This is a genomic window from Acetivibrio mesophilus (assembly GCF_004102745.1).
In the GTDB taxonomy this organism is placed as follows: Bacteria; Bacillota; Clostridia; order Acetivibrionales; family Acetivibrionaceae; genus Hungateiclostridium; species Hungateiclostridium mesophilum.
The window spans coordinates 1-1,660 of the sequence record NZ_RLII01000078.1; the positions used below are offsets into that span (position 1 = coordinate 1).

The window sequence follows — 1,660 nt, forward strand, 5'->3', positions numbered from 1 at the left end:
ATCCAACGCTTGTTTAGAAATTAACGTCTTTATGGCTTTCCCATCTTTATATTATAGCCCATCTTGAACTACACAAAGAACTACCATAAGCTTAAAATGCAAACAACTATTCGTTAAATATATAACAATAGTACCAGTTGCCCTCTAAATGTTGTACATTAGTAAAACTGCTTAACTGATTTTTATCTGTAGCGTAAACTATGCCATGAAAATCCTTTTTGTTGCTATAGATAAATTCTATATATGCATTTCTTTTATTAATACTCCTTATATCCAAATCACTTATTGCTCTTTTTATGTTGTTTTTGGTTTGCTCATCAATCGAGGATTTGGAAATCTCTACAGCATTTTTGTTTTGTTTTACAATTATTTTGCCTGATTCTTTTAAAATGCTGACATCATATTCTAAGGAAATAATGCTATTTGATATTTCTTCAAATGTGTTTTTATTTTCGTAAAACATCTCAATATAGTCTTCTTTCCCTTTTTTATTCATACCGAAGTGGAACAACATAATTACTACAATAATTATTAGTACTAAAACACTCATTATGATTATAATATGTTTTTTTAAGAAACCCATAATTTTTATTCCCCTATATTTATTTTCATTGTCAAAACAAATATTATTATCCTTTTCTCTCTTTATACTTCTTCATTTCTGTCGATACAGTCTTAACAACACCATGAATTATAATCGTGACAAATATTAAAATTATCAATATAATTAATGTCCTACCAACGTATTGTGAACCAGTCTCATATATTACTGACTCATTACCATTGGCATCGTTTATTAGTGGGCATTGTGAATATATCCGTTGTATTTTCCATCAATACCCATCGGTGAAATCGCTTAACTTATCACTACTTCAAAGTAAATCATATTATTTTCACTATCGATATAAAAATTTCCCAAAAATCTTGGTTCCTTTATGAAGCCATTAAACTCTTCACTATAAAACCATTTCGATATAGTGTTGTTATAATCTTCAGGTACGAAAGCAAGTTCTAAGTTCTCATCTAACACTTTCATATCATATTTTTCTATAAAATATTTAACCTTATCAGCATCTATCTCTATAAATCCTTTCATCCAGTAGTCAGAAGGTCCTGGAACCCATCTACTGCCAGAACCCATTACACCGCCCTTCCAATAGCATTTTTCAAAATCACCAACATTAGGAAATCTATTGATAATTGCTTCTTTATCACTTCTTATTGCTTCTTCTTGTTTGTTATCTTTATTTAAACTACCAATGAAAAATACCATAGATACAACTAAAACACTTGCACAAAAAATTATTAAGACCACTTTTCTATTCATACTCATTCTTCATCTCCCACTTATCCAATACCCCTTGAAGGTATGGTTATATCATTAAACCGGTCAGATAATTACTTTACTCTGTTGGCTATCGTCGTAATCTCTTCAGGTGTTAGTTTTATATGCACGTCAAACTTCAGACCCATCACTTGCAAAACTGGTTTAACCTTAATTATGGTAATTATACCATTAGTTAATTAACAATTCAATAAAGTTTCTCTCTACCTTTCTACATCCTCCCAATTATTCTCCGACATAAAATCATAGTATCCTTCTCGGTTATAATTCAAAAGAGACTGACAAGTAAATTCCCTTTTATTTAGGAAAATACCT

At 29.9% G+C, this 1,660-nt stretch carries 2 protein-coding genes; both read right to left on the minus strand.

Annotated features, from left to right (window positions below; translation table 11 throughout):
- Positions 1 to 106: 106 nt before the first annotated feature.
- A complete protein-coding gene (locus EFD62_RS17280) occupies positions 107 to 583 on the minus strand; it encodes a hypothetical protein (RefSeq protein ID WP_235832709.1) in 477 nt (158 codons plus the stop codon).
- A 273-nt stretch (positions 584 to 856) separates the two neighbouring features.
- Positions 857 to 1,333 (minus strand): hypothetical protein, encoded by a 477-nt coding sequence (locus EFD62_RS17285; RefSeq protein ID WP_235832710.1) that lies wholly within the window; start codon positions 1,331 to 1,333, stop codon positions 857 to 859.
- Between the last annotated feature and the right edge of the window lie 327 nt (positions 1,334 to 1,660).

Bases quoted from the DNA above. Each gene is read 5' to 3' on its own strand.
- EFD62_RS17280 (WP_235832709.1), bottom strand. From the start codon at position 583: ATGGGTTTCTTAAAAAAACATATTATAATCATAATGAGTGTTTTAGTA.
- EFD62_RS17285 (WP_235832710.1), bottom strand. From the start codon at position 1,333: ATGAGTATGAATAGAAAAGTGGTCTTAATAATTTTTTGTGCAAGTGTT.